Raw genomic sequence first — 21,829 nt, 5'->3', positions numbered from 1 at the left:
ATGTCACGCACGATGCCGCAATACAAACGATCGAGGGGTAGGGCATGAGGCTGGCGCAGCGTACCGTCTGCAGCGCCGACGCCGCCGTGCAAGGGCCCGGCTACGACCGCAGCCGCTTGTCGCGCGGCGTGGTGCATATCGGCCTTGGCGCTTTCCACCGCGCGCACCAGGCGCTGTACACGGAGGCAGCAATCGATGATGGCGACACGCGCTGGGGCATCGTCGGCGTCAGCTTGCGGGAGCCGCGCATGGCACGCGCGCTGACTGCGCAGGATTGCCTGTACGCGGTCATCGAGCGAGACGGTGCCGCGGCCACGGCGCGCATCGTGGGCGCCCTGGTGCAGGCCTTGTATGCACCGCATGCACTGGAGCAGGTGATTGGCGCCATCGCCGATCCCGCCGCTTCGGTCGTGACCTGTACCGTCACGGAAAAGGGCTACAACAGGCATCCGTCGACATCCGACCTCGACACCAGCGACCCGGATATCCGCCACGACCTGGCCCATCCCGAGGCGCCGCGCAGCACGCTCGGCGTGCTGGCGGCGGGGATACGCCGGCGGCCGTCCGGCGCGCCGCTGAGCATTGTCTGCTGCGACAACATGGCCGACAACGGCGACACGCTGCGCAAGCTGCTGACGCAGTACGCGTCGCAGGTCGATCCGGCGCTGGCCCGGCGTATCCACGATGAGGTGGCGCTGCCGAACACCATGGTCGACCGCATTGTGCCCGCCGCGACGCCTACGTCGCTGAACTGGGCGCAGCAGCGCCTCGGACTACGCGATGAGGCTGCCATTGTCTGTGAGCGGTTCACGCAATGGGTGATTGAAGACCGCTTCGCCGGGCCGCGGCCCGCGTGGGAGGCGAGCGGCGCGCTGATGACGGGCGATGTCCGGCCGTTCCAGGCCATGAAGCTGCGGATGCTGAACGGCACGCATTCGGCGATCGCCTATGCCGCGCAGTTGTGCGGCATCGGGACTGTGGCCGGGGCGATGGCCGATCCGGTCCTCGGTGCCTTCGCGCGCGGGGTGATGAAGGACCTTCATGCCACCCTCGCTGCGCCGGCAGGGTACGACGTCGGCCGCTACGGCAACGCGCTGCTGAGTCGGCTGCGCAACGCCGCGATCGCGCATCACACCGCGCAGATCGCGATGGATGGCACGCAGAAGGTCCCGGTGCGCTGGCTGCCGGCGTTGCGCGAAAACCTGGCCGCGGACATCGAGCGGCCATGCCTGGAGCGTGCGCTGGCGGTGTGGCTCCACTATTTGCGCTGTGACGCCAATGAGCACGGCGAGCCGCTTGTCGCGAGCGATCCCGGTGCGCCGCCACTTGCCGCAGCGCTGCGCGGCGCGGACAGCGATATGGACGCCGTGCGTCGTGCCCTGGCGCACGGTGCCGTATTTGGCGACGTCCCGTGGCCGAAGCCGTTCCGGCGCCGGCTTGCCGCACACCTGACGGTATTGCGCGAGCGCGGCGCGGCAGCACTGCTGTCCTTCCCGGCCACAACTTGAAAAACAGGAGACATCCACATCATGACCCATCGGTTCACTCGCCGGCAGTTCGGCGCACTCGCCGCCGGCGGACTGGCGCTGGCATTGCCCGGACGCAACGCGTTCGCGCAGAGCGCCACCATCAGGCTGAAGTACGGCACGGCCTTCCCGGCCGACCATCCGGGCACGCTGCGCATCAAGGAGGCCGCCGACGCCATTCGCCAGGACACCGGCGGCAAGGTCGACCTGCAGGTCTATCCCAATAGCCAACTGGGCAGCGAGCCAGACATGGTCTCCCAGATCCTCGCCGGCGCCATTGACTTCATGTCGACGGCCAGCACCAACTTGCAGACGCGTGTGCCAGCCGCGAGCATCAATGGCGTGGCCTTTGCCTTCAAGGACTACGCCATGGTGTGGGCCGCGATGGACGGCGGACTGGGCGCCTATGTCCGGAGCGCGCTGGGCAAGGTGAACCTGCACGTGTTCGAGAAGTGCCTCGACAACGGCTATCGCAATATCACTTCCGCCACCCGGCCGGTGAATACGCCAGCGGACCTGAAGGGGTTCAAGATACGCGTCCCGGCGATCCCTCTGTGGGTCTCGATGTTCAGGATGCTGGGCGCTGCGCCGACGGTCATACCGTTCGCCGATCTCTATTCGGCGCTGCAGACACGCGTGGTGGACGGCCAGGAGACGCCGCTGTCGCTGATCCGCAGCGGCAAGCTGTATGAAGTGCAGAAGTTCTGCTCGATGACCGCGCATACCTGGGACGGCCACTTTATCTTCGGCAATGCCAGGAAATTCCAGGCACTGCCGCGCGAGGTGCAGGCTTCGCTGACGACGCGCTTCGCCACCGCGGCGCTGAAGCAGCGCGAGGATATCGCGCGGCTCGACGTCGCAGCGCAGGCGGAGATGACCCGGCTTGGCATCACGTTCAACCGGCCGGATCCGGCGCCGTTCCGCAAGCTGCTGCGGGACGCGGGCTTCTACGCCGAGTGGCGCAAGAAGTTTGGCGATGAGGCCTGGGAGACGCTGGAAAAATACACCGGGCCGCTGGTCTGATGCGGGCGCCATCAAGCCGACATGAAAGAGAAAGAGGAGCTCATGATGGAGCACGCTACCGAGACCCTGGCACCGCCTGCCCACGCCGCCCATGCACCACCGCCCGCCGGCGCGCGCTGGGGCCGCATCCTGGCCTGCCTGGTTGAACTGCCGGCCGCGCTGATCGTCGTGGCCGAGACCCTGATCCTCGGGGGCGGCGCCTTTGCACGCTACGCCCTGCATGCGCCGCTGCCGTGGACGGAGGAACTGGCCGGCATCCTGTTCCTGTGGCTGGCGATGCTCGGCGCCATCATTGCCTTGCAGCGCAGCGCGCATATGCAGCTCACCACCTTCATCAGCAAGCTGCCGCCGCACCGGCGCGCGTGGGTGGATGCCTGTGGCATGTGGATGGTGGTGGCGTTCCTGTTGCTGCTGGTGCAGCCCGCGTGGGAACACCTCATCGAACACGTGGACGTGCTGACGCCGACCCTGGAGGTCAGCGAAGCCTGGCGCGCGGGGGCGGTGCTTGCCGGCACCGTGCTGATGCTCGTGACCGCCGTGATCCGCCTGCTGGAGCGCGCCAGCCGCAGGCAGGCAGCCGTCAGCGGCTTGCTGGTCGGGCTCGGTGCCGGCGTGTTGTGGCTGCTCTCGCCGGTGCTGATGGGGCTGGGCAATGCCAACCTGGTGATCTTCTTCCTGCTGATGCTGGTTGGCTGCGTCGCCCTGGGCGTGCCCATCGCCTTTGCCTTCGGGCTCTCCACGCTCTGCTATCTGGCGTTGTCCACGGCCACCCCGCTGTCCATCATCCCGAACCGCATGCAGGAGGGCATGTCGCACCTGATCCTGCTGGCGGTGCCGCTGTTCATCTTCCTGGGCGGGCTGATCGAAATGACGGGCCTGGCGCGCGCGATGATCCAGTTCCTGGCCGGGCTGCTCGGCCATCTGCGCGGTGGCCTGCAATACGTGCTGCTTGGCGCGATGTATATCGTCTCGGGGATTTCCGGTTCGAAGACTGCCGATATGGCGGCGGTCGCGCCGGCGCTGTTCCCTGAGATGAAGCAGCGTGGCGCAAAGGATGGCGACCTGATCGGCCTGTTGTCGGCCTCCGGCGCGATGTCGGAGACGATCCCGCCCAGCATCGTGCTGATCACGGTCGGGTCGGTCACGGGCGTGTCGATCACCTCGCTGTTCATCGGCGGGCTGATGCCGGCACTGGTCGGCCTGGCGATGATGGCGCTGGTGGTCTGGTGGCAGACGCGCAAGGAGGACATGCGTGGCACGGTGCGGCCATCGGGCCGCGCGTTGCTGAGGCTGCTGCTGGTGGCACTGCCGGCGCTGGCGCTGCCGGTCATCATCCGCACCGCCGTGGTGGAGGGCGTGGCCACCGCCACCGAGGTGTCGACCATCGGCATCTTCTATGCGGTGCTGGCCGGCGTGCTGATGTACCGGCAGTTCGACTTCCGGCGCATCTATCCGATCCTGATCGATACGGCGGCGTTGTCCGGCGCGATCCTGCTGATCGTGGGTTGCGCCACCACCATGGCGTGGGCGCTGACGCAGTCGGGTTTTGCGCAGGACCTGGTCAGCGTCATGTCCGGTGTGCCGGGTGGGAAGACCGGCTTCCTGCTGGTGTCGGCGCTGGCTTTTGTGATCCTGGGCAGCTTGCTGGAAGGCATCCCGGCCATCGTGCTGTTCGGGCCGTTGCTGTTCCCGATTGCCAGGCTGGTCGGCGTGCATGAGGTGCACTACGCCATGGTGGTGATCTTCGCCATGGGGCTGGGCCTGTTCGCGCCGCCGTTTGGCGTGGGCTTCTATGCCGCCTGCGCCATCGGTCGTGTATCGCCGGACGTTGCCATGCCGCGTGTCTGGCCACATATGGCGGCGTTGTGCATTGCGCTGTTGCTGCTGACGCTGGTGCCGTGGTTTTCGATCGGATTCCTGTAAGTTTGCGGGGGCAGGGGCTTGCCAGTCCGGCTGGCAAGCCTTCAGCGGCCCCTGCCGTCAGGTGGCAAGCTCTTCCGCCAATATGCCTTCCAGCTGCGCCCTCAGAAGACGAAGCAGGCAAAGCGCACTGAAGCAGCCTTCCGATGTGTCGCATAGCTGGTCGAGCATGCCAAGCACGCCTTCAATGCCCGCCGCCAATGATTCAAGATTCAGCCGTGCCGCTGTGGATAACGTGTTTCCCGACATATGACCTCCGATCGTTGGATGAAGGCCTGCCGCGCGATGCGAGGGGAGGGCGGCGGGCCTGACGACGAGGGTGGAAGAACCGGTGCATTCCCAAGCCGGCCAGCCTTGCGGCTGCCTCGTGTCGGCCCGCCATGGAGCAAGCGCGTACGCGAATCGGCGGCGCCGATGACGCCGCCGAGCAGAAATGCAATCGGGCTTCCACGCCCGGCCACCGTTGTTCGATGACCGTGTCAGTCTCGCGTGTCGCCGTTCGCATTTCGATAGGACAGTTCGCATTCCCATGTGGACGGCGCATGGTGCAGCAACGCCGCCCATCAGGAAATAGCCGGACGCCTAATCCACCAGCGTCGCCAGCGCTTCCCGCGCCTCCCGCCGCAGCTTCTCCAGATCCAGCCCGACGACCGCACCATCGCGCACCACCTGCCGCCCCCGCACCAGCACGTCGCGCACCGGCGTCGGCTCGCCCGCCGCCACCGGCGCCGTGCCGATGTCATGGAAGCCATGGAAGCGCAGCCCGCTGACGTCATAGATCGCCAGGTCGGCCGATTGCCCTGGCGCCAGCGTGCCGATCCCGGGCAATCCCAGCACCCGCGCACCGCCGGCGGTGCCCCAGTGGATGACCTCCTCCACGCGGGTTTGCGCCGCCCCACCCAGCGCCCGGTGCACCAGCCACGCAAAGTTGGCTTCGTGCACCATGCTGCCGGATTCATTCGACGCCACCCCATCCACGCCCAGCGAGATCGGCACCCCCGCATCCGCCATCGCCCGCACCGGCGCGATGCCGCTGCCCAGCCGCGCATTGCTCACCGGGCAGTGCGCCATGCCGGTATTGGTCACCGCCAGCATGCGGATCTCTTCCGGATTCACCGTGACCAGGTGCGCGAACCACACGTCGGGCCCGAGCCAGTCATGATCGGCGACAAACTGCACCGGCGTGCATTGATACTTCTCGCGGCAGAAACGCACATAGTTGTCCGTTTCCGACAGGTGCGAATGCAGCCGCAGGTCCAGCCCGCGTGCGAACGACGCCAGCTCGCGCAGCAATACCGGCGGCAGCGAGAAGGTCGGCGTGGTCGGTGCGACCACCACGCGGCGCAGGCCATCGCCCGAGGCATCGTGATAGCGCGCCTTCAGCCGCTCGATATCGGTGAGCATCTCGTCCAGCGTCTCCGGCACCAGCGCGGTGGCGCGCATGCCGGGATGGTCGGAGGCGGACTGGATCGCGCCGCCGCGGCACAGCACCAGGCGCATGCCGAGTTCCTCCGCGACCTCGAACAGCACGTCGCCGGTCTCCGCGCCGTGGCCGTGGTGGTACAGGTAGTGGTGGTCGGCGCAGGTGGTGGTGCCGGACAGCAGCAGCTCGGCCATGCCGAGGCGCACCGCGGTGCGGAAGATCTCGGGCGTGAACCGCGCCAGCCGCGGATAAGCGACCGATGCCAGCCATTGCTCCAGTCCCGCGTTCATCCCGCTCGGCACGGCCTTCAGCAGGTTCTGGAACAGATGGTGGTGCGTGTTGACCCAGCCCGGGTAGACCACGCAGCCGGTCGCGTCGATCAGATCCTCGCCGTCGTGGCGTGGCAGCGCGGCGCCGATTTCGGCGATGCGTCCGTCGCGGATGCGGATGTCGGCGGCGCCGGCGCGGGCGGCGTCGCCCGCGCGGCCGGTCATCACGGCGGCGGCATTGCGGATCAGCAGCGCGCCGGCTGGCGAGACGGAAGTGGTGTTCTGCACCATGTTTTCAGACCCCCTGGGCGTTGTCGGCATTGGCGGGCAGCTCGTCGGCTTCACGGGCGGGCACGCCGTTGAGAATCAGGTTGAGCAGCACGGACACCACGCAGGCGATGATCACACTGCTGTGGACGAACGGCTGCAGGAAGCCTGGCAGCTTCTCCAGCATATTAGGCAGCATTACCGGCATCATCGCGCAGCCGAGCGTGATGGCGACGATGGAAAGGTTGTTGGGGTTGCGCTCGTACTCCACCTCGCCCAGCGTCTTGATGCCGGCCGCGACCACCACCCCGAACATCACCATGGTCGCACCGCCCAGCGCCGCCGACGGGATCGATGCGAACAGCGCGCCGATCTTGGGCACCAGCGCGACCGCGCACAGCATCACGCCGCAGGTGGCCACCACCCAGCGGCTGCGCACGCCGGTGACGATGACCAGGCCCACGTTCTCCATGAAGGCGATGTACGGGAACGCCGCGAACATGCCGCCGATGGCACTGGCCAGGCCGTTGGCGCGCAGGCCCTTGGTCGCATCGCGCTCGGTCAGCGGGCGCTTGACGATATCGCCCACGGCGACGAACAGGCCCATCGACTCCACCATCTGCACCACCATCACGATCACCATGGTGACGATGGCGCCAATGTCGAAGACCGGCATGCCGAAGGCAAACGGCGTCACCATGGTGAACCATGGCGCGCGCGCGACTTCGTCAAAGTTGCCCATGCCCAGCATCCAGGCCACCGCGCCGCCGACCAGCAGGCCGATCACCACGGACAGGTTGCGCACCAGCTCGCCGCCATGGCGATTGATGAACAGGATCAGTGCCACCACGCCGAAGGCGACCAGGAAAAAGACGGGAGCACCGAATTCCGGCGCTCCCCTTCCGCCTCCAAACCAGTGAAACGAAACCGGGAACAAGGACAGTCCCACCGCGGTGATGGTGCAGCCGCTGACCACGGGCGGGAAAAAGCGCTTGAGCTTGCCGATGATCGGTGCGAGGAACATCGCGATCACGCCCGCGGCGATGATCGCGCCGCACACGCCGTTGAAGCCCAGCGACGGATCGGTGCCGATGGCGATCACGGGCCCGACCGAACTGAACGCCACGCCCTGCATCAGCGGCAGCCGCACGCCGAACTTCCAGAAGCCGATGGTCTGCAGCAGCGTGGCGATGCCTGACGTGAACAGCGCGGTGCTGATCAGCATGGTGGTTTGCGCCGGCGTCATCTTGAGCGCGCCAGCCACAATCATCGGCACAGCGATGGCGCCGAGATAACTGACCAGCATGTGCTGGAAGCCGAGCGAGGCCATGGCGCGCGCGGGCAGGACCTGGTCGACTGGGTGAACCGCAGGTTGCATGATGGGTGTCTCCTGCCGCGTGTGGGAGTTGCGCCATGCCGGCGGCGGCTGGCCCGGTCTCTTGTCGCCGGGCTCGATCCGTCACGGTGCCATGCGCGACGCATTGGCCAGCGCATGGTTGCACAGTAGCGGGGCGCGGCATGCGGTTATAGCGTTATTGCGAAGACGGTGGCATCCGGCCGCAATGGGGTGCGCAAAAGGCGCGGGTAAGGCATCAGGGGTTTCCCGGTTGCTTGTTGCGAGTGCGGGAAATAGGATTGGCATGCCTTGTGGCGTGAGCCCGCCGCGGCCGCAGGCAAGAACCCCTAATGTCCCGGTCTTCCATCACATGTCACCTAGCGGCGATCTCGATCGCATCCAGTCGCTCTCCGGCCGCGTGTTCGGCCCCACGCGCCTGCGTGCCGCAGAGAACGATGCCGCACTCGATGCCCGCATCGACACCTGCACCATTGGCCGCCTGACGCTGGTCACGATCGCCTACAACCAGGCCGTCCAGATCGAGCCCCAGCCCAACAAGGACGAATTCGTGATCCAGACCGTGCTGGCCGGCACGTGCCGCGTGGAAACGCCGCGCGGTGCGACCGAGATGCCGCCTGGCGCGACCTTCGTGTTCTCGCCCACCGTGCCGACCACGCTGTCGCTCGACCCCGGCTGCGAGCGCTTCAGCGTGGTGATGCGCCGCCAGCTGATCGAAGAGGCGTTCCGCCAGCAGTTCAGCTTCGATCCGCCCGCGCCGATCGAATTCGACATGCAGCCGGTAGCCAACGATGGCCGTGCCGAACGCTGGCAGGCGTTGGTCAGCTACCTGCGTGCGGAAACGCGGGTGCGGCGCGAGGGCGGGGCGGTGCCGGCGGTGGACGGCAGCATCGAGCGCATCGTGCTGTCGACGCTGCTGCTCGACCGCTTTGCCGCGGACGGCAACATGCTGCCGCGCCGCTTCGAGGCGGTGCTGCCGGACTATGTGCGCTGCGCGATCGCGTACCTGCGCTCGCACCTCGACCAGCCGCTGACGCTGGAGCAGATCGCGGCGCATTGCGGGGTGTCGGCGCGCACGTTGCAGCTGGGTTTCCGCAAGAGCAAGAACACCACGCCAATGGAATACCTGCGGCTGCTGCGCCTGCACGGCGCGCGCGCGGACCTGCAGCAGGCAAGGCAAGGGAAGGGGACGGTCAGCGCGATCGCGCTACGGCACGGCTTCACGCACCTGAGCCTGTTCTCGCGCGAGTACCGGCGCCAGTTCGGCGAGTTGCCGTCGCAGACGCTGCGGGCTGCATCGCAGGACCCGCAGCGCGCCTGAGGTGCGTCCGGAGGTGCGTCAGGCCGCCTGCGCGACGGGCAGGCAGACCTTGAGCAGGGTTTGCAGCCGCAGCTTGTCGAGGTGGCGGCCGATGAAGACGAACTTGCTCTGTGGCGCTTCGTTGTCCCACGGCTCCGACGGATGGAAATCCATCAGCCGGTGGACGGCCTGCAGCACATAGCGTCGCGCGTCGCCATCGACCGCGACGATCCCCTTCATCCGGAACACATCGTCTCCCTGCGCGGCGAGCAGTGCCTTTAACCCGTGCTCCAGCCGCTGGCGGTCGAAGGGCTGTTCGAACACCAGCGACACGGAAGTCACCGACGGGTCGTGGCGGTGGCCATGCGGCGCGTCGTCATCGTGCGCATGGTCGCAATGCGCGTCGCAAACATGGTCATGATGATCGTGATGGTCATCGTGCATCTCCATTTGCGCCGTGCCCGGCGTGAAGCCACCGATGCCGAGGATCCTGGTCAGATCCACCTGTGCAAAGTTGGAGCGCAGGATCTGCGCGCCTTCGTTCAGCTTGTGGATGCGTGATTCCAGTGCATCGAGCCGCGCCGCGTTGACGAGATCGGTCTTGTTGAGGATCACGCGGTCCGCCGCCACGATCTGGTCGACGGCCTGGTTGTCGAAGCCGGTCAGTTGCGGGTCGTCCAGATGGTCTTCGATATGCACCGCATCGACCAGCGTCAGGATGCCGTCCAGCGTGACCTGCTTCGCAACTTCGTTATCCATGAAGAAGGTCGCGGCGACCGGCGTCGGGTCCGCCAGCCCGCTGGTCTCCACCAGGATGTGATCAAAGCGCTCGGGCCGTTCCAGCAGCTTCTGCAGGATGCGCACGAGGTCCGTGCGCACATCGACCACGCAGCAGATGCAGCCATTGGTCATCTGGTAGATCTCCTCGTCCGACGTCATCACCAGGTCCGAATCAACATCGACCTCGCCGAACTCGTTCTCGATCACGGCGATGCGGTGGCCGTGCTTCTGCGTCAGGATGTGGTTGAGCAGCGTCGTCTTGCCCGAGCCGAGGAAGCCGGTCAGGATCGTCACCGGGACGGGGGGCTGTGGTGCGACGGCAGGTGCGTTCATGTTGTCTCCTGGTTGAATCCGGGTCGGGTACTGCGTTCCCCGCGAGCGGCGGGGCGAATCTTGTGCTCAGCCGGTGGCGACGTTGGGGCGCATGCCCTCCCACCGTTCCACCAGTCCGTCATGCGGCACATCGAACAGATCCAGCACGCGCCCCACGGTGTGGTTGACGATGTCGTCGACCGATTGCGGGTGCGCATAGAACGCCGGCACCGGCGGCAGCACGATGGCGCCCATCTCGGTCACCGTGGTCATGTTGCGCAGGTGCACGAGGTGGAAGGGCGTCTCGCGCGCCAGCAGCACCAGCCGGCGGCGCTCCTTGAGCATCACGTCGGCGGCGCGGGTGACGAGGTTGTCGGCAAGGCCGGTGGCGATCGCGGCGAGCGTGCGCATCGAGCACGGCGCAACCACCATGCCATCGCAGCGGAACGAGCCGCTGGCGATGGTGGCGCCGATATCGCGCACGTTGTGCACGACGTCGGCCATGGCTTCGATCTGCGGGCGCTGCAGGCCCAGTTCATGGTGCGCGGTGAGCAGGCCGGACGGCGAGCAGACCAGGTGGGTCTCCCAGGCGTCCAGTGCCTTTAAAGCCTGGAGCAGGCGCACGCCATAGACCGCGCCGCTGGCGCCGGTGATCGCGACCACCAGCCGTTGCGTGCGGGTCATGGCGTGACGCCTTCCTTCGCGGCTTTCTCCGCCAGTGCCTGCAAGACTTGCTCGGGCTTGATCGGATAGTGGCGGAAGCGCACGCCGATGGCATCGAACACCGCATTGGCGATGGCGGGCCCGATCGCGACGATCGGGTCTTCGCCGACGCCCTTGGCGCCGAACGGGCCGCCGGGGTCGGGCGCGGCTTCCAGGATCACCGTGCGGATCTCCGGCATGTCCATCGCCAGCGGCATCTTGTAGTCGACGAAGTTGGCGTTGAGCGAGCGGCCCGTGCGCATGTCGATCTGGTAGTCCTCGTACAGCGTATGGCCGATGCCCTGCTGGATACCGCCTTCGATCTGTCCAGCTGCCGCCACCGGATGGATCACCTTGCCGACGTCATGCACCGGCACCACCTGCTGCACGGTGATGAAGCCGGTCTCGGTGTCGACCGCGACTTCAACAAAGTGCGCGGCGAACGAGTACGACTTGGTCGGGTGGTAGGTCGCGGTGCCGACCAGCTGCGCGGCGGGGATGCCCTTGCGCGGCATCACGGCCTCTCGCACCGTCAGCGTGGGGCCGTCGCGGTCGCGCACGGCGATCACGCCGGCGGTCAGCGTCAGCGCGTCGGGCTCGCATTCGAGCAGCCTTGCCGCGCGCTCGAACAACTGTCGCTTGATCTCGCCCGCCGCCATCTGTGCCGCCTTGCCGACCATGTAGGTGGTGTGGCTGGCAAACGCGCCGATGTCCCACGGCACCACGTCGGTATCGCCGTGCACGACTGCTACCGCTTCGAACGGCACCGTCAGTTCCTCCGCAACGATCTGCGCGAGCGCCGTGTGCGCGCCGGTGCCCAGGCCAGCGGCGCCGGTCAGCAGTACCACCGTGCCATCCTCGTTCATCTTGATGATGGCGTTGCCCTGTTCCTTGATGCCGGGATAAGCGCTGCTGCCGTGCATTTCGCAACCCACGCCCCAGCCGGTGCGGATCGGCCCGCTGGTATCGCGTGCGCGGTTCCGCAGTGCCGGCCAGTCGACGATCTCCATTCCTTTCTCGATGCAGGCTTCCAGCCCGTGCCCGATCAGCGGATGGTTCGACGGCGCGATATCGCCTTCGCGCACGGCATTCTTCAGCTTCAGTTCGGCGGGGTCGAGGCCGAGGTGCTCGGCCGCTTCGTCCATCTGCACGTCGAGCGCGTAGTAGGTCTGCACCACGCCATAGCCGCGAAAGGCGCCGGCGATCGGGCTGTTGGTGTAGACGCAGCGGCCTTCGAGCAGCACGTGGTCGCAGCGGTACAGGGACACCATTGCCGCGGTGCCGACATTGGTCACGCCCGGGCCATGCGAGCCATACGCACCGGAGTTGAACACCACCTTTGCCTGGCGCGCGGTGATCGTGCCATCGTTGCGGAAACCCTGCTTCAGCCAGATCTTCGCGGGATGCCGCGTGCGGCCACCAAGGAAGGTTTCCTCGCGCGTGTATTCCATCCGCACCGGCCGGCGCGTCTCGCGTGCCAGCAGTGCGCACAGGAACTCATGCTGGAACAGGTCCTGCTTGGCACCGAAGCCGCCGCCCATATGGTCGACCAGCACGCGCACCTTGTGCAGCGGCAGGCCCAGCACCTCGGCCATGATGCCGCGCACCATGAAGGCGGTCTGCGTCGAGATCCATACCGTCAGGTTGCCGTTGCCGTCCCAACTGCAGGTGCAGACGTTCGGCTCCATGTAGGCGGGAGTGGGGCGGCCGCCTTCGTAGATGCCTTCGAGGATGAAGTCGGCGTCGGCAAAGCCCGCTTCCACATCACCGCGCTTGATGATCACCGGTGGCAGCACCAGGTTGCCGCCGGGCTCACGGTCGTGAATACGCGGCGCGTCGGAGCGTTGCGCATCCTCGGTGGTGAAGACTGCTGGCAGCGTCTCGTACTCCACCTCGATCAATTCCACCGCGCGCGCGGCGATCTCTTCGCTGATCGCGGCCACCGCGGCGACGCCTTCGCCCCAGTAGCGCACTTTATCGTCGAGGATGTACTGGTCGCACGTCACCGACGCGGAGCGCGGGTGGGGCGAGCCGGCATGCAGCACGCGCGGCACGTTCTCGTGCGTCAGCACCGCCTTCACGCCCGGCAGCGCCAGCGCGCGCGTGGTGTCGATGCGGCGGATCCTGGCGTGGGCGACATCGCAACGCTTGAGCTTTCCGAACAGCAACCCGGCGAACGGCATGTCGGCAACGTACTTCGCATTGCCGGTCACCTTGTCGAGCAGGTCGGTGCGCTTGACGCTGTGTCCGATCACGGCGTGGGTCATCATGCCTCCTCGCTGGCGCGTGCCTTGCAGCAGGCGTTGTGGTCCGGGTCCATGGCCTCGGCAGTCTTTTCGATGGCCTCGATGATCTTGGTGTAGCCGGTGCAGCGGCAGATATTGCCGGCGATGGCAAAGCGGATCTCGTCGCGCGTGGGGTGCGGGTTCGCGTCGAGCAGCGCCTTGGCCATCACCACAAAGCCCGGCGTGCAGAAGCCGCACTGCGCGGCGCCGCACTGCATGAACTGCTCCTGGATCGGATGCACGACGTCAGGGGAAGGCTGGACGCCTTCGATGGTGGTGATGCTGCAGCCGTGCGCTTCGGGCGCCAGCAGCAGGCACGCGTTCATCGGCTGCCCATCGATGATGACGGTGCAGGAGCCGCATTCGCCGACGTCGCAGCCCTTCTTGGTGCCGGTCAGGCCGGCGTCGTTGCGCAGCGCGTCGAGCAGCGTGCCGTGCGGTTCCACCGCCAGTTCGCGCGGCTCGCCGTTGATGACGAGTTCGATTATTTTTCGCATGTTGCGGCCTCCAGGGCTTGCTGCAGGGCTTGTTCCAGGGCGCGGCGCGTCAGCACGCAGACCATCTGGCGGCGGTAGGCTTCGCTGGCGCGCACGTCGCTGATCGGGCGCGCGTCGCGCATGGCGGCATGGGCGGCCTGCAGGATCAGCGCGTCGGTGATGCGGTGCTCGCGCAGCAGGTTCTCGGCGTGTACCGCGCGTACCGGCGTCGGTCCCACGGCGGCGAGCACGATGCCGACGTCGGTGCAGCGGCCGCCTTCGACCGTCAGCGACACCGCCACACCCACCGTGGCCAGTTCCATTTGCACGCGGCGACCATGCTTAAGGTAGACCTTGGCAGTGTTGCTACGCGGCGCCGGCACGGTGATGCGCGTGACGATCTCGTCGGGTGCGATCGCGGTCTTGCCGACGCCGGTGATGAAGTCTTCCACGCGCACTTCGCGCGAACCGGACATGCCGTACAGGTGCACTGAAGCGCGATCCGCCACCAGCGGCGCGATCGAATCCGCCGACGGCGACGCGCGGCACACATTGCCGACCACGGTAGCGCGATGCCGCACCTGGATCGAGGCGAAGTCCGTCACCGCCTTGGCCAGGCTGGCGTAGTGGCGCTGCACGAAGCTGGAAGTTTCCACCGCGCGCGTCGTCACCAGCGCGCCGATGCGCAGGCCGTTGACCGGGTCGAACGTCAGCACGTCCATGCCCGGGATCTTCTTGATGTTGATGACCTGCTCGGGCTTGCGCACCGACTCCTTGATCTGCACGAGCAGGTCCGTGCCGCCGGCCAGCACGCTGGCCTTGCCCCCGCAGCGGTGCAGCAGGGCCGAGGCTTCCGCCAGCGTGGCCGGTTCGAAGTATTCAAACGCTCTCATCGCTCCTCCTGGTCTTTGCCACCGGTGGCGTCCGCATGCAGCACGCGGCGCGAACCGTTGCGGTCATGATGGGCGGACGGGCTCCATCGGTAAAGGTAGCGAAATGGATTAATTGATCGTGTTACCCTCTGAATTCGATGCGCCGCCGTTTCAACGACAAGAGCGCGCACGCCAGGAACCCGGAGGTAGACAACGTGCCCAACATCAGCAACATGAACGTGTCGCTGCGCCAGCTGCGCGCGTTCATTGCCGTGGCGCAGGAGCGCCATTTCACGCGCGCCGCGGAGAAGCTGGACCTGTCGCAGTCGTCGGTCAGCGCGCTGATCCATGAACTGGAAGGCAATCTCGGCCTGAAACTGTTTGACCGCCATACACGCCAGCTCCACATCACGCAGGCCGGCGCCGAGCTGCTGCCGCTGGTCAAGAAGGCGGTGGCGGATATCGACAGCGTGATCGAGAACTCCAGCGAGCTGCGCACGCTCGGACGCGGGCGCGTGTCGATCGCGGCGTCGTCGATCCAGGCGGCGCTGATGCTGCCGCGCTTTATCCGCGAGTTCTGCGTCGGACATCCGGGCGTGAAGGTGGAACTGCACGATGTGTCGGAGCATGAGGTGCCCAAGATGGTCAGCTCGGGCGAGGTCGATTTCGGCATCGGCACCATTCCCGAGGGCCAGCCAGACCTGAGTGCGCACCGGCTGATGGAAGACCCGTTCGTGATCGTGATGCAGGCCGACCATCCGCTGCGGCGGCGCAAGACGCTGCGCTGGGAAGACGTGGCCAGCATCCCGGTGATCGGGCCGCACAAGGGCAACCCGATCCGCGATTGCCTGGACACCGCGCTGGCTGCGCGCGGCATCGCGCTGCAACGGCTGCACGAAGTCCTGCTGCCGCTGACGATGGTGGGAATGGTCGATGCCGGATTGGGGATCGCGGTAATGAGTGCGGCAGTCACGCGCCTGACTTCGGCGCTTGGCCTTGCCACCGTAATGCCGACCGATCCGGTGATCCACCGCGAGATATCGCTGCTGGTGCACGCGGACCGGTCGTTGTCGCCGCCGGCGCAGGCCTTCCGCGACCTGCTGATGCGGCAGCGCGGCAAGCTGGGCTAGGCCGGCCTACATGTTCACGCCGGTTCCTTCGCCAGCCCGTGGGCCTGGGGGGCCGGCGAGCGCGCGTTGAACAGCAGGTTCAGCAGTACCGCCGTCAGCGTGCCGAGCAGGATGCCGTTCTGGCAGAACTTGGCCAGCAACTCCGGCATCTGCGAGAAGAACTTGTCCGACACCAGCGGGATCATCCCCAGCGCCACGCTGACCGCGACGATATAGGCGTTCTTCTTGTTCTCGACAAAATCCACATGGCCGAGGATGCGCACGCCGGTCGCGGCGACCATGCCGAACATCACCAGCGCCGCACCGCCCAGCACGTACTGCGGGATCGACGCGGCGAAGAACGACAGCTTGGGCAGGCAGCCCAGCACGATCAGGATGCCGCCCGCGGTGGCGCAGACCCAGCGGCTGCGCACGCCCGTCACCTGCACCAGCCCCACGTTCTGCGCGTAGGAGGTGTAGGTGAAGGTGTTGAACACCGCGCCCACCAGCGCGCCGACGCCATCGGCACGCAGGCCGCGCGCGATGTCCTCTGACCCGACCGGCCGGCCGACGATCTCGCCCAGCGCCAGGAACTGGCCCACGCCCTCGATCATGATCACCATCATCACCACGCACAGCGTGATCGCGGTCATCGCGTCGAAGGTCGGCCAGCCGAAATGGAAGGGCGTGATGAACTCGACCCAGTGCGCGTTGTGCAGCCCGTCGAAACTGACCTTGCCCAGCGCCAGCGCGATCAGGAAGCCGACCGCGATGCCGATCAGCACCGCCACGTTGCACAGGAAGCCGCGCGCAAAGGCGACCAGCGCCAGCACCGTGCACAACACCGCGGTGGCGATGGCGATATTCACCGGTACACCGAAGTTGGGATTGGGCACCGGACCCGCAGCCGTGTTGATGGTCGGATTGCCACCCGCCGCCCAGTTGATGCCCACGCGCATCAGCGAGATGCCGATCACCAGCACCACGGTACCGGTCACCACCGGCGGGAACCAGCGCACCATCTTGCCGACATAGGGCGCGGCAAAGCAGGTGAAGACGCCCGCCACCATCACCGCGCCGAACACGGCGGGCAGGCCGAGCGACGGGTTGGAGCCGGTGGCGATGATCGGCGCGATCGCGGTGAAGGTCACGCCCATCATCACTGGCAGCCGGATGCCGACCTTCCAGATGCCGATGCTCTGGATCATCGTCACCAGGCCGCAACAGAACAGGTCGGCGGCGATCAGGAAGGCGACCTGGTCCTTGGGCAGCTTGAGCGCGCCGCCGATAATCATCGGCACGGCGATGGCGCCGGCATACATGACCAGCACGTGTTGCAGGCCCAGGGCAAGCAGGCGGGGCGCGGGCAGGACTTCGTCGACGGGATGCACGGGGGCAGCCCCATGCGCAGGCAGGGTGGGGGTCATGCTGTCTCCTTTGGTCGGTAGCACGCCGGTCGCGCCCGAGACGCTTACGTGTCGCCAAGGTCGCCGGCAGTTTCCTGTGCGGGATGGTCAGTTGCCATCCTTCTCGTGCGATGCCCGCGCCTGTCCTGGATATGTGTCCAGCATGGCAGCCGCGGCGCGAGGGTACAACTGATGAGGCGGATTTATCGATCGGGTTTAACGATGAATCCGCGTGTTCAACGGGGTTTTCCCTTACGGAACATCGAGGCGGGCCAGCAGCGCAGTCGCGCGCGCCATCGCTGCGTCGTCGATGCGCGCACGCACGCCGTCGAAGCTCGGGCCGCGCGTGGCATCCAGTCCCATGCGCGACGTGGTGCCTGCGCCGGACGCGGAAGGATCGAGCGCGCTGCCCGGCAGCCCGTCGACCACCACCACATCGAGATGCGGCTGCAGGTGCGTCGCCATCGCCCACAACACTTCCTCGTCACGGGTGATATCGACGTCCTCGTCCACCGCGACCACCGTCTTCAGGTACGGGTCCCAGCCGAGCAGCCCGAGCATGACCTGCCGCGCTTCGCCGGGCCGGCTCTGGCGTAGCGCGACGTAGGCGTGGAAGTGCGTGCCCGAACTCGGGTAATGCACGGCGGTGACGCTGGGAAAGCGCTCCTTCAGCTTCTCCACCATCTCTGATTCGCGCGGAATGCGGCCCAGGTTCAGGTGCTCGGCCGAGTTGCCGCCGACCACGTCGACCAGCCACGCGTCGGTACGGCGCATCACGCTTTCCACGTGCAGCAGGTTGTTGGTGGAACGGTCCGACGAATAGCCGGTGAACTCTCCGAACGGCCCTTCGTCGACGCGCGCCTCGGGGTCGATCACGCCTTCCAGCACGATCTCTGCGTGCGCCGGCACGAGGATGCCGTAGCGCGGCGTGCGCACCACCTCAAGCGGCGTGCCGAATAATCCGCCGGCAACATGGCGCTCATCCACGCCGAATGGCAGGCGTGCCGCGCCCGCGAGCATGAACAGCGGATGCGCACCGATCACCATCGCCACCGGCAGCGGCTTGCCCAGCTGCGCCGCGCGCTGCTGCATGCGCCACAGGTGGCCGCGCGAATGCAGGCTGGTGGCGATCCCGGTCGGCGAATGCAGCATCGAGCGATGGAAGCTGGCGTTGCCGATGCCGGTATCGGGATCCTCGGCGATCAGGATCGCATTGGTGATGTAGGGCCCGCGGTCGCTGGCGAAGTGCCTGATCGCGGGAATGGTGCGCAGGTCGATGTTGCGGGTCTCGACATGCCCGGTCACCGCGCCGCTGTCCTGCACGCGCGGCGCCACCATGCGGCGGCTGCGTGCCTGGTATTCGGCATGGATGCCGGCGGGCGGCACGCCGCCAAGCATCCGGCCCACGCGCTCGCGCGAGGCGAACAGGTTGGTGACGAGCGGGACGCCGAGACCATCGACATGGTCGAGCAGCAGCGCCGGATGGCGCCCTTGCGCGGCCAGCGCCCACACCAGTGCGGTGGCGTCCTGGTCCGCGCCCACCGGTTCGCGGATATGCAATACGTCTTCGGGAAAGGCCTCGCGGTAGGCGGCCAGGAACTGGTGGAAATCCTGCGAGGTGTCGTGGAAAGGCTTGCGCCCCGACGTGGGAACGAAGGGCGCTGAAGGCGAGTTCATGAATGGCTCCTGTGGTCAGGGTCGGCCAGGGCGAAGGCTGCCCCGGCGGCCGGGAAATTGGGATTCCCCGGCCGCCGTGCCATGCCTGCCTGCGGAACAGCTAGGTCTTAACGCGTGCTGGCGTAGCTATCCTTCAGCCGCGCCTGCGCCTCTGCCTGCGTCCTGGGCGGTGCGGTAGGCTCGATGCCAACCAGCCGGGCGATGTTGTTGCCCATGTAGTCTTCCAGCCCGTCTTCGTCCAGGTCCATGCCCTGCGGCGCCGGGCCGCACAGCATCTCCAGCTCGCGCAGCCACATGCCGGGCTCGTTCGGCGGCGTGTCGGTGCCGAACACGATCTTGTCGCGCGGTAACTGGCGCGCGAACTCGACGATGCGCGACTGGAAGCACCAGCCCGATTCGCAATACACGTTGGGCGTATCCATCGCCATCCAGAACGCCTCGAACGAATAGTTGCCGCCGGTCTGGATGCCGAAGTGTCCGATGATGAAATTGACCATCGGGAATTCACGGATCACCGGGTAGAACATCGTCGGGATCGTGTACGGGCCGTCGCCGGTATGGATCAGCACCACGATGTTGTATTTGGCGCAGACCTTCATCGCCGGGCGCAGCCAGTCGAGCGCGCGGTCGGGGCGGTAGCCGTGCATGTTGGCATGCAGCTTGAGCATCTTGAAGCCGTATTCCCTGATATGGAATTCCAGCTCCTGCGCGCCTTCTTCCGGGCCCCAGCGCGGGTTGAAGGTGAAGTTGCCGATAAAGCGGTCGGGGTACTTCTGGCACAGGCTGGCCACGTAGGCCATGTAGTCGCGGATGCCTTCGCGGCCGCGCCGGTTGCCGTCGCGGTAGCCGGTGTTGCCCGGCGGCGGCTGGATAAAGCCCATGTCGATGCGGCGCGGCTTGCCGTTGATCATGTAGGGGCCGTCCATCATCTTGAGCAGGCGCTCGCCGGTGAAGGGCTCGCCGGTGTGGCGCCAGGCTTCGTCGACGAGGTTGGTGGGGTGCAGGTGGGTGTCGATGATCATGTCTTGTCTCCGGAGTCCGTTGTCGTTGGCGCTGACGTGGTCAGGCGGCCAGGCGCGCCTTCGCTTCTTCCAGCGTGCGCGGGACCGGCGTCGGCTCCAGGCCGATCATCCGGGCGACGTTGTTGCCCAGGTAGTCCTCCAGCGTGTCTTCATCCAGGTTCAGGCCCTGCGGCGGCTCGAAGCACAGCACTTCCAGCAGGCGCAGCCACATGCCGGGCTCGTTGGGCGGCGTGTCGGAACCGAACAGGATCTTGTGTTTCGGCAGCACCTTGGCGAACTCGACGATGCGCGACTGCAGGCACCAGCCCGATTCGCAGTACACGTTGGGCATGTCCATCGCCATCTGGAACGGCTCGAAGCAGTACACGCCGCCGGTCTGCACGCCGAAGTGGGCCATGATGAAATTCACTGTCGGGAACTCCTTGATCATCGGCACCCATTCGGTCGGGATGCTGTAGGGGCCGTCGCCGGTATGCAGCTTGACCATCACGCCCAGCTCGGCGCATTTCTGCAGCGCCGGGCGCAGCCAGTCGAGCGCGCGGTCCGGGCGGTAGGCGTGCATGTTGGCCTGGAACTGGACCATCTTGAAGCCCAGCCTCTTCACGTAATGCTCGATCGCATTGACGCCGTGCTCCACGCCGCAGCGCGGGTTGTAGACGAAGCAGCCGATAAAGCGGTCGGGGTACTTCTGCACCATTTCGACCGTGTAGGCCATGTAGGCATCGATCGATTCGCTGCCGGACTTCACGCCGTCGGTGTAGGTGTAGATGGTGTTGCCCTGCGGGGGCTGGATAAAGGCTTTGTCGATGCGGCGCGGCTTGCCGTTGATGGTGAACGGGCCGTCCATCATCTGGATCAGGCGCTCGCCGGTGAACGGGTCGCCGTCGTGGCGCCAGGCCAGGTCGACGAGGTTCGTCGGATAACAGCTGGTGTCGATGATCATGGGAGATCCCCTAACAATGACTAGGTTGGACACGCATGCGGGGATCGGGGCGGAAAGGCGCGCGCAACACCATGCGGCTTCCGGGCCGGATCGTTATCGCATGCTGCTTTCGGGAGTCTTTGTCAGGGGAGCGTTGGACCACTGCGCCACCGACGAAAACACTCCGTCAGTGAGCAATCTCCAGTTGGACCTCACGGCATTGCACCGCTGCTGTCCAATCGACCGCTTCTACCCACGCGCTCGTTATACATAGGCGCGCGCGGGGTCGTCAAGAATCTTGTGTGCTGCGCTGCACGAAGCGCGTGCCGCTACAACTTCTGCGCGCGCTCCAGTTCGCGCCACGCCAGCCAGAGGCGCGTGTCGAACTCCAGCTGGTGGTAGCGCGGCTCCATGTGTTCGCAGAGCCGGTAGAAGGCCTTGTTGTGGTCGCTCTCTTTCAGGTGCGAGAGTTCGTGCACGACGATCATGCGCAAGAATTCCGGCGGCGCTTCCTTGAACAGCGAGGCCACGCGGATTTCCTTCTTGGCCTTCAGCTTGCCGCCCTGTACGCGCGAGATGGCAGTGTGCAGGCCCAAGGCCTTGTGGGCCGAGTCGAGCGTGGCATCGAAGCCGACCTTGTGCAGCGGCGGCGCGCTGCGCAGATATTCCTGCTTCAGTTCGGTGGCGTAGTCGTACAGCGCGCGATCGGTCTGCACGGCGTGGCGCTGCGAATAGCGACGCGACAGATGGTCGCCCAGGCGGCCAGCGGCGGCGAGCTCGCGCACCTGGTCGAGCACTTCGGGCGGATAGCCGCCCAGGAAGCGCATCGGGTCCTTGCCGGCGGGGCGCCAGGTTTCGGTCACTGCAGCCACTGCTTAGTGGTGGTGGTGATGGTGATGCATCCAGCTGTTGTCCAGCGAATTGACGAAGGACTCGACCGCGTCCTTGTCGCCGGTGGCATGGCGCATCATCTCGCCGCACTTGCAGAAGCCCTGGTACGGGGTGATGTGCGAGCACGCCGACGTCTTCTGCAGGTACAGCGTGACGGGTTTCGTGCACTTTTTGCACTTGAACTTCAGGGTCAAGGCGGGTTTGCTCATGGCGATGGCTTGGAAAGTCAGCAGGAAATCGAACCTGCCATTGTACCGGCGGGGGCCAAAGCTGGCTGGGGCCGGCTGCGTGCC

19 protein-coding genes are annotated in these 21,829 nt (G+C 66.4%); 5 read left to right on the top strand and 14 right to left on the bottom strand.

The features are described from left to right. Positions 1-44: 44 nt before the first annotated feature. The 3 genes from CTP10_RS15295 to CTP10_RS15285 are packed head-to-tail and all read left to right on the top strand — an operon-like array spanning position 45 to position 4,472. Entirely contained in the window at positions 45-1,508 is a 1,464-nt protein-coding gene (locus CTP10_RS15295; protein ID WP_116320277.1) for a mannitol dehydrogenase family protein, read from the top strand. Between the two features lie 21 nt (positions 1,509-1,529). Continuing rightward, positions 1,530-2,549, top strand: coding sequence for a TRAP transporter substrate-binding protein (locus CTP10_RS15290; protein WP_116320276.1), 1,020 nt, complete (start codon positions 1,530-1,532; stop codon positions 2,547-2,549). A 45-nt stretch (positions 2,550-2,594) separates the two neighbouring features. Next, positions 2,595-4,472, top strand: a complete 1,878-nt coding sequence (locus tag CTP10_RS15285) for a TRAP transporter large permease (protein ID WP_116320275.1) — start codon at positions 2,595-2,597, stop codon at positions 4,470-4,472. A gap of 57 nt (positions 4,473-4,529) precedes the next feature. On the opposite strand, the gene CTP10_RS15280 is transcribed toward CTP10_RS15285, so the two are convergent. From CTP10_RS15280 to CTP10_RS15270, 3 genes are all read right to left on the bottom strand, one after another. After that, positions 4,530-4,718 (bottom strand): hypothetical protein, encoded by a 189-nt coding sequence (locus tag CTP10_RS15280; protein WP_116320274.1) that lies wholly within the window; start codon positions 4,716-4,718, stop codon positions 4,530-4,532. 333 nt (positions 4,719-5,051) lie between these two features. After that, a complete protein-coding gene (locus CTP10_RS15275) occupies positions 5,052-6,452 on the bottom strand; it encodes an amidohydrolase family protein (RefSeq protein ID WP_116320273.1) in 1,401 nt (466 codons plus the stop codon). A 4-nt stretch (positions 6,453-6,456) separates the two neighbouring features. Further along, on the bottom strand, positions 6,457-7,806 hold the full coding sequence (locus CTP10_RS15270) for a nucleobase:cation symporter-2 family protein (RefSeq protein ID WP_116320272.1): 1,350 nt from the start codon (positions 7,804-7,806) through the stop codon (positions 6,457-6,459). A 328-nt stretch (positions 7,807-8,134) separates the two neighbouring features. On the opposite strand from CTP10_RS15270, the gene CTP10_RS15265 reads away from it, so the two are divergent. Beyond that, positions 8,135-9,103: an AraC family transcriptional regulator gene (locus tag CTP10_RS15265; RefSeq protein WP_116320271.1), complete on the top strand. Its 969-nt coding sequence runs from the start codon at positions 8,135-8,137 to the stop codon at positions 9,101-9,103. A gap of 18 nt (positions 9,104-9,121) precedes the next feature. Here CTP10_RS15265 and CTP10_RS15260 read toward each other — a convergent pair whose 3' ends face one another. The 5 genes from CTP10_RS15260 to CTP10_RS15240 form a co-directional block, all read right to left on the bottom strand. Continuing rightward, positions 9,122-10,195 carry a CobW family GTP-binding protein gene (locus CTP10_RS15260; protein WP_116320270.1) on the bottom strand — a complete coding sequence of 358 codons (1,074 nt, stop codon included), beginning with the start codon at positions 10,193-10,195 and terminating at the stop codon, positions 9,122-9,124. Between the two features lie 66 nt (positions 10,196-10,261). After that, positions 10,262-10,858 (bottom strand): UbiX family flavin prenyltransferase, encoded by a 597-nt coding sequence (locus CTP10_RS15255; protein ID WP_116320269.1) that lies wholly within the window; start codon positions 10,856-10,858, stop codon positions 10,262-10,264. Next, complete coding sequence (locus tag CTP10_RS15250) at positions 10,855-13,143, bottom strand: xanthine dehydrogenase family protein molybdopterin-binding subunit (RefSeq protein WP_116320268.1); 2,289 nt, start codon at positions 13,141-13,143, stop codon at positions 10,855-10,857. Before CTP10_RS15250 ends, CTP10_RS15255 begins: the two co-directional genes overlap by 4 nt. Then, the gene (locus tag CTP10_RS15245) at positions 13,143-13,658 is read right to left on the bottom strand and encodes a (2Fe-2S)-binding protein (protein ID WP_116320267.1); all 516 of its coding nucleotides are present in this window, start codon (positions 13,656-13,658) and stop codon (positions 13,143-13,145) included. Before CTP10_RS15245 ends, CTP10_RS15250 begins: the two co-directional genes overlap by 1 nt. After that, a complete protein-coding gene (locus tag CTP10_RS15240; RefSeq protein ID WP_116320266.1) occupies positions 13,646-14,530 on the bottom strand; it encodes an FAD binding domain-containing protein in 885 nt (294 codons plus the stop codon). The genes CTP10_RS15245 and CTP10_RS15240 overlap by 13 nt, the downstream gene beginning before the upstream one ends. A 212-nt stretch (positions 14,531-14,742) precedes the next feature. On the opposite strand from CTP10_RS15240, the gene CTP10_RS15235 reads away from it, so the two are divergent. Continuing rightward, positions 14,743-15,639, top strand: coding sequence for a LysR family transcriptional regulator (locus tag CTP10_RS15235; RefSeq protein ID WP_116320366.1), 897 nt, complete (start codon positions 14,743-14,745; stop codon positions 15,637-15,639). Between the two features lie 14 nt (positions 15,640-15,653). On the opposite strand, the gene CTP10_RS15230 is transcribed toward CTP10_RS15235, so the two are convergent. The 6 genes from CTP10_RS15230 to CTP10_RS15205 all read right to left on the bottom strand — a co-directional run bounded on the left by CTP10_RS15230 (position 15,654) and on the right by CTP10_RS15205 (position 21,745). Next, on the bottom strand, positions 15,654-17,045 hold the full coding sequence (locus tag CTP10_RS15230; RefSeq protein WP_116320265.1) for a nucleobase:cation symporter-2 family protein: 1,392 nt from the start codon (positions 17,043-17,045) through the stop codon (positions 15,654-15,656). A 231-nt stretch (positions 17,046-17,276) separates the two neighbouring features. Continuing rightward, positions 17,277-18,701 (bottom strand): UbiD family decarboxylase, encoded by a 1,425-nt coding sequence (locus tag CTP10_RS15225; RefSeq protein ID WP_116320264.1) that lies wholly within the window; start codon positions 18,699-18,701, stop codon positions 17,277-17,279. 107 nt (positions 18,702-18,808) lie between these two features. Beyond that, positions 18,809-19,723 (bottom strand): amidohydrolase family protein, encoded by a 915-nt coding sequence (locus CTP10_RS15220; protein WP_116320263.1) that lies wholly within the window; start codon positions 19,721-19,723, stop codon positions 18,809-18,811. Positions 19,724-19,763: 40 nt separating this feature from the next. Continuing rightward, positions 19,764-20,666 carry an amidohydrolase family protein gene (locus tag CTP10_RS15215; protein WP_116320262.1) on the bottom strand — a complete coding sequence of 301 codons (903 nt, stop codon included), beginning with the start codon at positions 20,664-20,666 and terminating at the stop codon, positions 19,764-19,766. A gap of 308 nt (positions 20,667-20,974) precedes the next feature. Next, positions 20,975-21,472 (bottom strand): M48 metallopeptidase family protein, encoded by a 498-nt coding sequence (locus tag CTP10_RS15210; protein WP_116320365.1) that lies wholly within the window; start codon positions 21,470-21,472, stop codon positions 20,975-20,977. A gap of 48 nt (positions 21,473-21,520) precedes the next feature. After that, positions 21,521-21,745, bottom strand: a complete 225-nt coding sequence (locus CTP10_RS15205) for a hypothetical protein (RefSeq protein WP_010812270.1) — start codon at positions 21,743-21,745, stop codon at positions 21,521-21,523. Positions 21,746-21,829 lie beyond the last annotated feature (84 nt).

It is taken from the genome of Cupriavidus sp. P-10, assembly GCF_003402535.2.
Taxonomy (GTDB): domain Bacteria; phylum Pseudomonadota; class Gammaproteobacteria; order Burkholderiales; family Burkholderiaceae; genus Cupriavidus.
Note: the sequence above shows the minus strand (reverse complement) of the source record. Positions and strands in the feature narration are given on the sequence as shown.